Raw genomic sequence first — 13193 nt, forward strand, 5'->3', positions numbered from 1 at the left:
GGACATTTATGTTAGTTGATATTATTGATGACCAAGCCTACCTGGCATCTGGTCAAGAAAAATTGCTTCATGAAGTCATTGAAGCAGCTGCAAAGTATCTGAACTTGCCTGAGGGAATTGAATTAGATCTTTCCATCGTGTCTAATGAAGAAATCCAAGTGCTTAACCGAGACTACCGTGGTTTGGACAAACCGACGGATGTTTTGAGCTTTGCATTGACTGAAGTATCCAGTGAGTATGATGTAGACTTTGCTCATTTAGACCTTACTGATGAAGCGGAAGAGACAGAAGATTTAGAGGAGACAGAGTTTCAGGATGAAGAAGCTATACCTCAACACTTGGGAGATATCATCATTTCCTACCCTCGTGCCCAAGAACAGGCTCAGGACTATGGTCACAGTCTAGACCGTGAACTGGCTTTTCTAGCAGTTCATGGCTTCCTTCATCTCAATGGTTATGACCACCAGACAGAAGAAGAAGCGCAGGAAATGTTTAAAATCCAAGAAGAGGTGTTGACGACTTATGGTCTCACGCGATAAACACCCCTACAAGCATCATGCCAATCCAAGTATCTTGGCTTCCTTCCGCGCTTCATTGTCGGGTTTGGGCTATGCCTTAGCTAATGAGCGTAATCTCAAGGTTCACGCGGGGGTGACCGTCTTGGTTTTAATCATAGTGGGCTTGCTTGGAGTCAATGCCGTTGAGGCTAGTCTCTTGCTGCTTGTGACAGGATTGGTTTGGTGCATGGAGCTGGTCAATAGCGCCGTGGAGGCCACAGTTGACTTGGTAGTTGGAGAACAATTACATCCCTTGGCCAAGGTTGCCAAGGATGTAGCAGCAGCTGCAGTTGTTGTGGCGGCTTTGGTGGCAGTAGGAGTGGGATTCCTGGTCCTAGGCCCTAAAGTCTGGCATGTGCTAGCCATTCTGTTAGGTCTTGCTTAAGTCTTAGAGAAAGAGAGCGTGAAACGTGAGTAATCAAGCATTTAAATCTGGTTTCGTAGCCATTATAGGTCGCCCTAATGTTGGTAAATCAACCTTACTTAATCGTTTTGTAGGGCAGAAAATCGCCATTATGTCGGATAAGGCACAGACCACTCGTAATCGAATTCAAGGGGTCTTAACCAATGATCAAGCCCAAATTGTTTTCATTGATACACCGGGTATTCATAAGCCTAAACATGCCTTAGGTGACTTTATGGTCAATACGGCTTATAGCGCCCTCAAAGGGGTAGATGCCGTATTATTTGTGGTTAATGCTGCAGAAAAAATGGGCCCTGGCGATCGATTGATTATGGAACGTATCCAGAATGTTAAGGTTCCTGTCTTTTTAGTCATTAACAAGATTGATTTAGTCAAACCTGATGATCTTTTGCCTATTATTGAAGGTTACCAAGAAGTCAGAAGCTTTGACCAAGTCTTTCCGATTTCGGCTACGCAAGGCAATAATGTGCCGGAATTGGTGGCTAAGTTGCAAGAAGCCTTACCGGAAGGACCTAAGTACTATCCAGATAGTCAAATTATGGACCATCCCGAATATTTTGTAGTGGCCGAATTTATCCGTGAAAAAATCTTACTCCTGACTCAGGAAGAGATTCCCCATTCTGTTGCAGTTCAAGTGCAAAGTATGCAACGCAATGAGAATGGCAAGATTGAAGTTCAAGCATCTATTATTGTGGAACGCAAGAGCCAGAAGGGGATTATCATTGGAGCCGGCGGCCAAATGATTAAGAAAATCGGCCAACTTGCTCGGCGTGATATTGAGCAATTGCTGGATGATAAGGTTTATTTAGATTTGTGGGTCAAGGTTCAAAAGAATTGGCGCGATCGTCAAACTAATCTTAGCGATTTTGGCTATCGTCCAGATAACTACTAAGAGATGGTGATAGAAGGGAGAAGGGGGCATGAATGAACGGTTTGAGGGCATTGTCCTCTTCAAGCGTCCTCACCGCGAACATGATGGCTTGGTCAAGATTTTTACCCAAGAATTTGGGACTAAGATGTTCTTTGTGCGCGGTCTTTATCGGGGCCATCATCGGCTGACAAGCGCCTGCCTCCCTATGACCCATCATGCCTATATTGGTGATATTCAAGACGACGGCCTCTCTTTCCTAAAGGAAAGCCAGTCAATCCAACTTTTCCAAAGATTGCAGGCTGATATCTTGCTTCAGGCCTATGGCATCTATGTCTTACAACTCCTGGATGCTGCTCTAGAGGACAATCAAGCCAATCCTAAGCTCTATCAGCTTCTACTACAGGTGCTTGAGGCCTTAAATCAAGGCTTAGCTCCTCAAGTCATTGTGGCTTACCTAGAAATTCATCTCTTGCCACTTTTTGGCATTCATATTCAATGGGCTTCTTGTGCAAGTTGCCAGGTCAGTGATCGACCCTTAAGATTTAGTCTCAAGCGTCAAGCCGTCTTGTGTGACCGTCATGCCTCTTTGGATATTCATTGCTTACCAGTTTCTAGTCGAGCAGTGCACCTAGCCCGACGTCTGTCTCAAGTGGATTTAAAACAAATCCAGAACATTAACTTAAGTGATCAGACTCTTAAGGACTTGCGAATACTCATGGATGCTATCTACCAAGAATATGTCGGTATTCGTCTCAAGAGTAAGTCCTATTTGAATCAGATTACGCAATTAGACTGGTCAAGTACTTAGTTTAAGCTTTTTTGTCGCTTAATGGGTGATGAATAGCTAACAAATTACTGAGATTCTAGGCTATGGGCTAATCCCTAAAAGATTAAGAATTTGGAAATCAGGTGAATAATTCGTCTTTTCGTGGTAGAATAAGTGGAAACAAATTTCAATTAGCAAAATAGCTACGGGAGGTTCCATGAAAAACATCAAAACCAATGCCCTCGCGAATTTCTTAGTGCGATTTGCAAACGTGGTGGTGCCTGTCCTCACAGGAACCTATATTAACCGGGTCTTTCAAAACTCGGTAGAATATAACTACTTTAATGCTGGCGACACGCTGATGAACATTTTTTTACCTTTTGCCTCATTAGGGGTTTATTATTTTGGTGTCCGGCAAATTAGTAAGGTTAAGCATGACCGGGATCAGGTCAATTACTTCTTCTCGAGCCTGTTCTACATTACGGTTATTTCATCCATTCTAACGACCCTATTCTATGTGGGCTATGTCTATGCGACCGTTCACCAGAAGAGTCAGTTGGCAATCTACTTAGTTTTGGGAAGTCAGATTCTATCTAGCTTCCTCTATATTGAGTGGATGGTGGAGGCTTTCGAGAATTATCGTTTTATCTTAATTAAGACCATCATCTTGCGAATTATTATGATTGTGGCGCTCTTTGGCTTTGTTAAAACGGCGGAAGATATTATCATTTATGCAATGGTCATGTCTGGTGCTCAAATTCTCAACTATCTCTTCGGTTTTGTCTGGATTAAGCGCCAAGTCAAGCTTGTTAAGGTCAAGGTTAAAGACATGTTGTCCATGATTCTGCCTTTGATTAGTTTGCTGCTTATGTCTAGTGCAGTGACCCTTTATACGGCTTTAGACAAGCTCTTCCTATCCTATACAGATTCAGAGGATGCCGTCAGCCTTTATAGCCAAGGTCAAAAAATTTCAACTATGATTGCGACTCTGATTAGTAGTCCAATCTCAGTAAGTATTCCGCGTTTGGGCTACTATCTAGGCCAGAATAACCGTGAAGCCTATGACAACCTAGTCTACAAAGGGGCACGTCTCTTTGCCTTCTTGATTGCGCCAATTAGTTTAGGGCTCTTCATAACAGGCAATTATGCTGTCTTGCTTTATGGTGGGGGCGCCTATATGGGAGCCGCGACTGTAACAGCTATCTTCGGGATTCGGAGTATTACTTGGTCTATTGAGACCCTTTTCGCTAATCAAATCATCTTCATTCATGGCTATGAACGGAGTTTGACCCTTTATTATTTCGCCTGTGGCTTACTCAACCTAGTCTTCAAGTTCCTACTCCTTAATATGCATTTCTCATCTCCAGAAATCTATATCTTAACCACTTGGTTGTCAGAAGGGGTCCTAATTGCCCTCGAAATCTACTTTATCAAACGCCATGGCTTAATTAAGTTAAAACCTGTTATTGGCAGTTTCTTACGCTATGGGCTGATTGCAGCAGGGTTTATCCCAATCAGCATAGTGGTTAAGGCACTATCTCCAGTGCAAATGACGCATTTAAACTTAGCCGTCTTAGTAAATCTTGCCATTTTAATGACCCTATGTGGTATCTACTACCTTGCGGCCCTCTGGTTGCTTAAAGATCCTGTACTGACCGGCATGGTAGAAGCAGTTGGCAATAAATTAAGAAGAAGGGGATAGACCATGTCAGACTTAATTACGGTTGTAGTTCCTGTATACAATGTGGAATCATATCTGGAGCGATGCGTGACCAGCATTCGCAAGCAAAGTCATACTAACCTTGAAATCTTGTTAGTCAATGATGGCTCTACTGATAAGAGTTTAGAAATCTGTCAGCGTCTAGAGCAAGAAGATCAACGCATTCGCCTTATCTCGCAGGCCAATGGTGGTCTATCTGCGGCGCGTAATTCGGGCATTGCCCAAGCAAAAGGGCAGTATATTGCCTTTATTGACAGTGATGATGTGATCTCATTAGATATGATGAAGACTCTTTATCAAGAGATGGTCTCTGCCCAAGCAGACTTGGCCATGTGCTCACACTATGATATCTATGATGACCAGATTCCGAGTGGACCAGAAGCAGAAGCACAGACTTGGATCTTTACAGCCAAAGAGGCCATTGGCCATGTGATGGCGGCTAAAGGCTTTACAGTCATGGCCCCAACTAAACTCTATAAGCGCTCATTTTTCGATGACTTGAAATTTGAGATAGGAAAAATCGCTGAAGATGCCTTTATCATGATTCGCTTGTTAGCCAAGTGTCAGCGAGTGGTAGCGACGGATGCCAAGCTCTATTACTATATGCATCGCCCGAATAGCATTACCACCCAGAAATTTTCGCTCAAGTACCTCAATGTGATTGAGGCTTATCAACAAAACTATGAAATTATCAAACGGGACTACCCAGATTTGTTGCCAGTAGCTATGACACGGCTCTATTGGGCGCATTTCTATGTCTATGATCGTTTGTTGCTAGATTCAGACTATCAAGATGACAGTCTTAAAAAACGCCTACGGTCCTATCTAACAGACCACTTTTGGCAGATTATGCGTGATCCGCTTTTCACCAAGGGGCGTAAACTTAGTATGCTTGCTTTACAGATTAGTCCTGCTCTCTATAAGCAAATCATTAGTAAGAAATACAAAAAGGAGTTGCATGGATAAATGATACGATTAGATTGGATTGAGAAACATTACTACCAAATCAATACTTGCTTTCTTTTAGCGTTGATTATGTATTGTATGGCAGGGTTGATTGTTCCCTTACAATTTCTCAGTGCCCATCCTTTAGTATATGGTACCATCACCTTAATGGGGTGCTTATTAGGGCTCTATAACTTATTATCCAAGAAAGTTCATCTCAAACTCAGTTTACTACCTTGGCTAGTTGCTTTCTTCCTCTTGAATATTGTAACAAGTCTCTTGGTGGTTAACTTTGGTTATATGGCAAACTTCAAGAATATGGTCATATTCTTCCTTTATTTCTTTGCCATTTACCCAATCTTTATTAATTTGGGTCAAGGACAAGCTAAGCGTTTGCTCAATAACATGTTCTGGTTAGTTGTCATCGTCAATACTATCGGTGATTTAATTTCCATTGGCCAATTCGTTGCCTTAATTGGCTATCACGTCAGCGACTATAAAGGTTTAATTATTCGTCAAGGCTTTATTGAGTCGCGTTTGTTTGGGATTTTGGCTAGCCCTAACTACTTGGCTATTATCTCGCTATTGGTAGTCCTATTCCTCTTAAGTCAATGGCGCAAGAGTCAGGTGACTTGGATGAAAGTGGCAATCGTCTCGTCGATTTTCATAAACTTCGTTTACATCGTCTTATCAGGTTCTAGAACAGCCTTATTATGCTTGCTTGCTGCTACCCTAATCTACAGCATGGTCAACATCTCTGGCTGGCAATTGAAGAAGCGTTTCTTGACTATCTGTGTGGTCTTTGCTGCTATTGGTGTAGGTGTCTACAGTGTCGACACAGTAGGGGAATTTTACTTACAACAATCAGGTGGCGTTCGTATCTTGAATGACGAGGAGAGCCTAGCAGGTAAGCCAAATGTGACCACTGGTGAAGGTACATTAAAACGGTCAGATACTGAGGAAACCAATATCTCTAATAACCGTTTTGATATTTGGAAGTCAACCTTGGCTCTAGTTCCTTACCGTCCAATCTTAGGTTTTTCTTCAGGTAACTGGCACAGTGTAGCTAAGTCTTATGATGCCAATAGTTATGTGGTTAAGCAGCACTATCTCACTCATAATGGTTATATTGAAGTCCTATTCTACAATGGTATCTTAGGATTTATCACCTTAGGCTTCTTTATCTTGGCATCTACCAAGCGACTTTTAGCCAAATGGTGGGCCCTCAACAAGAAAGGCGTTAGCCGCCAGGATTTAGATATGATTCTAGCTATGATGGCAGTTATCTTCACTTCCAACTTGTTCTTGAGTTCGACTTTATATGGGATTTCCTTCTTAGGTGTGATTTTATTTGCCATCTTGGGCTATTACGAAGCAGTTATAGCGAAGGATTATGCTGGTTATCGTCAGTTGAATGACCAAGAAGTTCGTCAGGTTGAACTTGAAATCATGGACTATATCCATGCCATTTGTCAACGTGAGCAAATCCAGTATAGCTTGGCTTATGGTACTTTACTGGGAGCTATTCGCCATCAAGGCTTCATTCCATGGGATGATGATATGGATATTGCCTTAGTTCGTTCAGAGTATGAGCGTCTCTATCAAGCCATCAAGGCAGACCGCCATCCAGTTTACCAGGTTACGGGCTTCCAAGATGCTTGGCATTATCCTTTCCCATTTTATCGGGTGGTTGATAAGCGTACTTTTTATGAAAATAACACTTTAGCATGGCCAAGTAAATTAGGCATTTGTGTAGATGTCTTTCCCTTTGACCAAGCTAAGGGAGATCAAGCTAAAATGGATCGCCTAGATCAGTTGCGACAACTGTCTGCCTATTCTTGGAATGGCATCCGTAATGAAGAGGGCGGCTTAGGTAACCTTATTCGCTATGCCGTGAATTTCTTCTTCCGTCTCTTGCCACCTCGTATTTGGAACCAAAAAATGGACCAATTAGCACAGAAGGGGAGCGACTCTAATCGCCTTGATTACTTGATGGAGAAGAAGCGTCGCGATACAAGTTTTGTTAAGACGGCACATGAACAGGTTCAAGAGGCTGTATTTGAAGATCGTCGCTATCAAATTCTGTCAGATTACAATCAAGTTCTGACGGCTATCTATGGAGCAGATTATATGCAATTGCCTGCAGAAGAAGACCGTGTTCAACACGCGCCATTTACTGCTTACAGGGAGGAAGCCTAAATGTCACTTATGCAATGGGCTAAACGGAGTTTGGCCAGTCTCTTAGGTAAACACAAGGACAGCATTAAAAAATTGCCGATTATTAAGCAGTTAAATCAAAAGGCTAATAAAGAGTTAGATGAAGGGCGACAAGCTCTATTAAGGGCTAACTTCGACCGGATTTTAGAGATTGTCTATGATCAAGACCACTTAAACTTTGATTTATGGTTGGATTTTGGTAGTCTGCTAGGTTACTACCGTGAAGGTGGGCGCATTGAGCATGATATTGATATGGACTTTGCTCTCAAAGTCAGTGACTTAGAGGCCTTTGATGTCTATGAAGGTCATCTCTTAGCTAATGGATTCCGCAAACGCAAGGACTTTACCTATGAGGGGAAAGTCGTAGAACGGGCCTATGATTTTAATGGGCTTAACATTGACTTTATCTTCTATAAGGTTACTGAGACTCAATTTTCGAGTGTCACTATTGACTTCAAGATTAATGCCATCGGCCAGCCAACTCGCTTAATGGCTTATCGTTATCAATTACCACTAATGGAGATTGTTTGGGCCAATATTGAAGAGCATAAAGTCATGGTACCGCAAGATTGCCATCGCTATCTTTCCTTACTATATGGCGCAGATTTCATGGAACCTAACACTCACTATCATTGGCAAGCTAACCCGATTTATCAGCAAGTATCGTCTGAACCAGCTCAAGTTAAGCTCTTACCTTAAGCAAGAATAGAAAATCCCCGTCACTGAATTAATCAGTGACGGGGATTTTCTGCTATCTAGTGATTGCCGTTATTTTGATTCTGTTGTGTATTCTGCATCTGATGGTTAGAACCTTGATTGGTGGTTGGGTTATTGGTGTTGTTACCACTGACATCAATGCCTTCAGAATAATCACCGTTAGCATTCCAGAGTAAGAACTCATGAATATGATGTTTGGCTAGCGCATTGATCTGTGCCTGAACCTGTAAGGTGCCGTATTCTTGGTAGGTGCCTACTGGTTTGCTTGAGTCGGTAAAGTCTTGAATCCAAGGGCGACTGATCACCTTATTTTGGACGTTCTTAAGTACCTGTTCCTCTGAGAACATATATTCATCGACTAACTCATAAGGGTGTAAGTCAGGTAGCTCAATTCCAAAGAAGGATGTACCCCAGTGAGAAGGGTAGATCATACTCGAAATAACATCTAGCTGTTCGGCCATTTTAGCGAAGTCTTGACCAATCCCGGTTGTTTCGGTTTGACCACTAGTAACGGCCGTAATACCGAAGACGTCGGCACCAACTTTAACACCATATGGCGCAAGTTGTTCTTTGGCGAGTTTCAAGAAGTCAGTAATAGCCGCAACCCGGTCTTCACCTTCAATCTTATTACCACTTGCGGAGACATAGTTGCTGTAGTTGCCTTTGTCGAAGCGTAAATCTTCAGCAAAGGTCTCAAATCCTTCTGGGAAGCGGACATAGTCATACTGAATTTCCTTGAAGCCCATCTTAGCGGCCGCAATAGAAACTTCGATATTGTATTTCCATACTTCTTCTAGGTAGGGGTTAATAAACTGAGAGCCATTGCCATCCGACCAGATACTTCCTGTCTCACGTGAGTGGAAGGAGAGTTCTGGGTGTTTATCCGACATCATGTTATCTTTGAAGGTAACAATACGTGCAATTGGATAAATCTGGTTAGCTTCTAAGGTCTTGAGAGCGGATTTTAAATCGGCCACTTGAACTATGTTTTCTTTAACCATGGCATTATCGGTTTCGATTTGGGTGACAATTTGACCATAGTCATCCTTGAAGTCGATAACAGCAGCATTAAGGCCGTTTCGTTTCATCATAGCAATGACATTCTGGAACTTGGTCTGGTCGGCGATAATCTCAGGTGAAAGATAGATGCCTTTTACGCCATTTTTAGGATAAGCAATATTTATCCCACTATCGTAGAATAAAGCCTTAGGTAAATTGGTTGGAGTCACGAGAATACGACCATCTTCAATCTTAATTCCCTCATAACGGTTGGTTTTGCCTTGACTCCGCCGATTATTGAAGTCGGCTATCTCATCTGCAGTGTACTTAGCCTGTACCTGAGGGAGAGTCTGATAGTTCGGTTGGGCGGGTTCTTGCTTCTGACATGCGGTCAGAATGAGCATCAAGAGCAGCAAGATTGCGCCTGGTTTGACTGATTTCATGCATTACCTCCTCAAGCTATTTTTTCTGTTCTTTCAATTTAACTAGTTCAACTTTAAGATTGACTAGATTAGCATTTAATTTCTCAAAATGGGGCAGAACCTTGTCTAGATTCATGAGATTTGTTGTAGAGAGTGTGTTAACGTTTTTTAAGACATCAAAGAAAGACTGGTAGTTAGATTCTGGATTAGCAATGGACTTGAATGATTGAGATTCCAGGGCCAAATTCGTCGCATAGTCCGTTACATAAGTAGCTAAATCCTGGTCTAGTTGATTAATGTCATTACTGATATCTTGGAATTTCTCAGTGGGAAGATTCTTATTATCAGTTCCCTGACTAAGTTCCTTGAGCATCTCTTGAAGGTGAGTCCGCTTTTTATTGATATCATCAATTCTTGATTTTCGTTCTTGAATGTTTTTCTCAACTTGGCTATCATTTTTGTTGAAAAGCGCCAAATCATTTTGGCCTAAGTCTGTTTCAAAAGCTGCTTGTAAATTCTTTTCTTGTGTTTGAATTTCGGTTAAATCATTGAGAATGGCAGTAGTATCCTCTTGAATTAGGCCTACTGCGCGGTCTACGCGAGTTAAGGAATTGTCGCAAGCCACAAGAAAAAGACAACTACAGAGCAAAATCAATAGATATTTGAATCGCTTCATAAAGACTCCTTTACTTTAGTTTTTAGGTGCCACCTAGGTGTTTTCTTCACCATTTTGAGGTATAATAGAACTTATACATCTTTATTATACCAAAAAGAAAACGCATTTAACAAGGAGAACGACATGTTAGTCGCATTGGTTACGATAGTTGGCCTTATAATTGCCGACCAGGGTCTGAAATTTTGGGTTGTTTCAAACCTTGCAGTAGGATCCCAAATTAAGCTTATTCCTGGATATTTCAGTCTAACCTACGTACAAAATAGGGGGGCATCTTGGGGCATCTTACCCGGAGCTCAAGGTCTCTTTATTGCTATTACAGTCTTAGCAGTTACTTTTTTCAGCTATAAAATTTATAAAAAACAAGCTAGCTCTTCCTGGGTCAATTTTGCCTATGGATGTCTAGTAGGCGGTGCATTAGGCAATCTGATTGATCGTCTTGTCAATGGCTATGTTGTTGATATGCTACAAACGGATTTTATCAGTTTCCCAATTTTCAATCTAGCGGATTCAGCCTTGACGATTGGTGTTATCATTTTACTTCTACTCGCAAAAGAGCAAGATTTGAGTTTATTTTAAAGAATGTCGCAAAGAAGGAGTTGCTTATGACAGCAGAGGAATTTCAATTAAAAGGGCAAGCGGGACGTCTGGATAAGATTTTAACCGACTTAATGCCTGGCGAAAGCCGCTCAACTATTCAAAAGATTATCAAAGACGGCCTTGTAAAGGTTGATGGTCACCATCAAAAAGCCAACTTTAAACTAAAGGGAGATGAATGCCTCCTCGTTGAGCGTCGAATCCTTATAGTAGAAGAAGATACCCTACCAGAGCCTGAGGCAATGGATCTCAATATTGTTTATGAAGACGACGATATCCTGGTCATTAATAAACCAGCAGGATTAGTCGTGCATCCTTCGAAAGGCCATCTACAGGGAACTCTGGTCAATGGCTTACTTCATTACTTGAACGGAAATCTGTCCAGCGGCTCGGATTTATACCGCCCTGGTATCGTACATCGGATTGATAAGGACACTTCTGGCCTCTTAGTAGTAGCTAAACATAATGCCGCTCACCAAGCCCTAGCAGACCAACTAGTCAATCATGATATGCGTCGCTCATATAGGGCACTCGTGCATGGCCACGTCAAAGCTCCGCAAGGTACTATTGAAGCCCCACTGCAACGAGATCCAGCCAACCGCTTGCGTTGGACGGTTGCCAAAGACGGGAAATATGCTTTAACTCGTTTTCAAGTCTTAGAAAGTTATGAGAATGCTACTTTATTAGACTTGGAGCTAGAGACAGGGCGGACTCACCAGATTCGTGTTCACCTAGAGTTTATTGGACATCCACTAGTTGGTGACCCTGTTTATCGCAAGGGGCTGGACCATGTCAAAGGGTCACTCGTCCATGATATGTCTGGCCAACTACTTCATGCCTATGCACTTAAATTACAACATCCTAGAACAGGTGAGTGGTTAGAATTTAAGGCGCCACTGCCAGGTCATTTTGAGCAAGTTTTAAGTCAGTTAGCTTGAATTTATGACCAACGTTTCCACAGAAAGGTCGGGTATTCATGAATCCAAATGATAAAATCTTGGATAAAATCCGTAATTTGCTTGAGCTAGCAGAGGATGGTAACCAGGATGAGGAGAGCCAGACAGCTCTCTTGATGGCACAAAAACTCATGCTTAAGCATAAAATATCCCAGCATGAGCTAGATGCGGCCACTAGTCTAGATGTCATTGTCACACGTTCCTTATCTGTGTACAAAACCCTCTTTTGGTGGGAGAAGCTATTGGCACGAACTATTGCAGATAATTTTCGCATTATGCTCTATGTGCAGAGCACGCGATTGCCTCATCAATCAAAAACTCAGCGCAAGATCGTCTATATGGGATATCAGTCAGACGTGGATTTAGCCTATCATGTCTTTCAACTAGCGACTAAGGCCATGAAGTATCATGCTGGACAACACCTTAAATTAGTTAGCCAAGATTTGACCTCCTCCCAGAAGCAAAGCCAACGTCGAGCCTATTATCAAGGTTTTATGGATGGCTTAGCAGCAAAATATGAGCGTCAGCGTCAAGTTATGGTAGCGGAAGAAGCGGGCTATTCCTTGGTAATTCAAGTTCCTGAAGAGGTAAGAGAGGCTTTCCGCGCTCAGGTTCAGGGGCATATTGTCTTTAAGCAACCTCATGTCACTGAAGAGGGCTTGGCCTATGAGAGTGGCTATCAACAAGCTAAATCAATGAGTCTTGAGGCTGCTCAGCTAGATTGCGGAGATAATTAGAATTTAATATCAAAAACGTTTGCAAAGAAAAGTAGTTAATCTGTGAGTTAACTACTTTTTTTGTGCTTTTAAGATCTCAATCAAACCAATATATTTGTACGAAAAATTTAACTGCAAAACTGGTTGCGCTTGCAAAAAATATTTAAAGTTAAATTTTGATGTACCTATTTCATGCTAGGTTATAAAGCCTAGATAACTTTAAATCGGATTAATGAATGTCAATTTATATAGACAAGTTAATATTAATAACTTTTCTATATAATCGCAATGTTCGTATTTTTATGTTGATTATATAACTATACATCTATAAATATGTATATTTGGGTGTCTCGGCCTCTATATATAGATGGTGATACGAATATTAGAAACAATATGTGGTATTAATTAACGTTTTTCGATTTACAGAACGTAACCTTTTTGTTATAATGTCAGTGACTGGTTATATAAATGAAATAGTTTTTCTAGTGCAATTGTCATAAGACTGTCTCAATGTCTTGATGTATTAATATCTCAGTCGTGTCCTATCACTCATATTTACGATTATAGGGGGTTGGTGAAATGATAAATATCAAGTGTAAGTGATAGGTAAGGA

At 41.6% G+C, this 13193-nt stretch carries 13 protein-coding genes; 11 read left to right on the forward strand and 2 right to left on the reverse strand.

Annotated elements, in window-relative coordinates; genetic code table 11:
* Nucleotides 1-8: 8 nt before the first annotated feature.
* The 8 genes from ybeY (at nt 9) to V7R82_RS04565 (ending at nt 8199) form a co-directional block, all read left to right on the forward strand.
* A complete protein-coding gene (gene ybeY, locus V7R82_RS04530) occupies nt 9-539 on the forward strand; it encodes an rRNA maturation RNase YbeY (protein ID WP_338543654.1) in 531 nt (176 codons plus the stop codon).
* Nucleotides 523-942, forward strand: a complete 420-nt coding sequence (locus V7R82_RS04535; RefSeq protein ID WP_298078351.1) for a diacylglycerol kinase family protein — start codon at nt 523-525, stop codon at nt 940-942. The genes ybeY and V7R82_RS04535 overlap by 17 nt, the downstream gene beginning before the upstream one ends.
* Nucleotides 943-967: 25 nt before the next feature.
* The gene (gene era, locus V7R82_RS04540; RefSeq protein WP_298078350.1) at nt 968-1873 is read left to right on the forward strand and encodes a GTPase Era; all 906 of its coding nucleotides are present in this window, start codon (nt 968-970) and stop codon (nt 1871-1873) included.
* Nucleotides 1874-1901: 28 nt separating this feature from the next.
* On the forward strand, nt 1902-2660 hold the full coding sequence (gene recO / locus V7R82_RS04545; RefSeq protein WP_298078349.1) for a DNA repair protein RecO: 759 nt from the start codon (nt 1902-1904) through the stop codon (nt 2658-2660).
* A gap of 175 nt (nt 2661-2835) precedes the next feature.
* On the forward strand, nt 2836-4320 hold the full coding sequence (locus tag V7R82_RS04550; protein WP_298078348.1) for an oligosaccharide flippase family protein: 1485 nt from the start codon (nt 2836-2838) through the stop codon (nt 4318-4320).
* A 3-nt stretch (nt 4321-4323) separates the two neighbouring features.
* The gene (locus V7R82_RS04555; protein WP_338543658.1) at nt 4324-5304 is read left to right on the forward strand and encodes a glycosyltransferase family 2 protein; all 981 of its coding nucleotides are present in this window, start codon (nt 4324-4326) and stop codon (nt 5302-5304) included.
* A complete protein-coding gene (locus tag V7R82_RS04560) occupies nt 5305-7482 on the forward strand; it encodes a LicD family protein (protein WP_338543660.1) in 2178 nt (725 codons plus the stop codon).
* Nucleotides 7483-8199, forward strand: a complete 717-nt coding sequence (locus V7R82_RS04565; protein WP_338543662.1) for a phosphate ABC transporter permease — start codon at nt 7483-7485, stop codon at nt 8197-8199.
* Nucleotides 8200-8255: 56 nt separating this feature from the next.
* Here V7R82_RS04565 and V7R82_RS04570 read toward each other — a convergent pair whose 3' ends face one another.
* Both V7R82_RS04570 and V7R82_RS04575 read right to left on the reverse strand, forming a co-directional pair.
* Nucleotides 8256-9659 (reverse strand): putative glycoside hydrolase, encoded by a 1404-nt coding sequence (locus V7R82_RS04570; protein WP_338543664.1) that lies wholly within the window; start codon nt 9657-9659, stop codon nt 8256-8258.
* A gap of 16 nt (nt 9660-9675) precedes the next feature.
* The gene (locus V7R82_RS04575; protein ID WP_338543666.1) at nt 9676-10314 is read right to left on the reverse strand and encodes a YkyA family protein; all 639 of its coding nucleotides are present in this window, start codon (nt 10312-10314) and stop codon (nt 9676-9678) included.
* Nucleotides 10315-10437: 123 nt separating this feature from the next.
* On the opposite strand from V7R82_RS04575, the gene lspA reads away from it, so the two are divergent.
* The 3 genes from lspA to V7R82_RS04590 are packed head-to-tail and all read left to right on the forward strand — an operon-like array spanning nt 10438 to nt 12601.
* Nucleotides 10438-10890 (forward strand): signal peptidase II, encoded by a 453-nt coding sequence (gene lspA, locus V7R82_RS04580; protein WP_291428155.1) that lies wholly within the window; start codon nt 10438-10440, stop codon nt 10888-10890.
* Between the two features lie 26 nt (nt 10891-10916).
* Nucleotides 10917-11846 carry an RluA family pseudouridine synthase gene (locus V7R82_RS04585; protein WP_338543669.1) on the forward strand — a complete coding sequence of 310 codons (930 nt, stop codon included), beginning with the start codon at nt 10917-10919 and terminating at the stop codon, nt 11844-11846.
* A 38-nt stretch (nt 11847-11884) separates the two neighbouring features.
* Nucleotides 11885-12601: a DUF2786 domain-containing protein gene (locus V7R82_RS04590; protein WP_070755635.1), complete on the forward strand. Its 717-nt coding sequence runs from the start codon at nt 11885-11887 to the stop codon at nt 12599-12601.
* Nucleotides 12602-13193 lie beyond the last annotated feature (592 nt).

This window comes from Abiotrophia defectiva ATCC 49176 (genome assembly GCF_037041345.1).
Classification (GTDB): Bacteria; Bacillota; Bacilli; order Lactobacillales; family Aerococcaceae; genus Abiotrophia.